Origin of the sequence: Paraburkholderia sp. SIMBA_027, from assembly GCF_046535315.1 — a bacterium.
In the GTDB taxonomy this organism is placed as follows: domain Bacteria; phylum Pseudomonadota; class Gammaproteobacteria; order Burkholderiales; family Burkholderiaceae; genus Paraburkholderia; species Paraburkholderia tropica.
The window spans coordinates 1-251 of the sequence record NZ_JAWRWY010001212.1; the positions used below are offsets into that span (position 1 = coordinate 1).

Annotated in this window: 1 protein-coding gene; it reads left to right on the plus strand. The window is 61.8% G+C overall.

Annotated elements, in window-relative coordinates; genetic code table 11:
- Window positions 1–125 precede the first annotated feature (125 nt).
- A partial coding sequence (locus SB764_RS43000; protein WP_410867173.1) for a TerC family protein occupies window positions 126–251 on the plus strand: 126 nt, incomplete at its 3' end.

A 251-nucleotide genomic window follows, 5' to 3' on the forward strand; every position in this document is an offset into this window, starting at 1 on the left:
CTTAGCCGGCGTTTTTTGTTATGCTCGCGCAATGAATTTGTAAGCCCCGGGCATGCGCGACGCATGTGCCGGTAATGAACCGGGCCGCCCGTCAGAGGGTCGTCGCCCCGCACCTATATCCACTCATGCTTGAATTCCTGACGTCGCTGCACTGGGGCGCCGTGTTCCAGATCGTCATCATCGACATCCTGCTCGGCGGCGACAATGCCGTCGTGATCGCGCTCGCGTGCCGCAACCTGCCGGCCAACCAG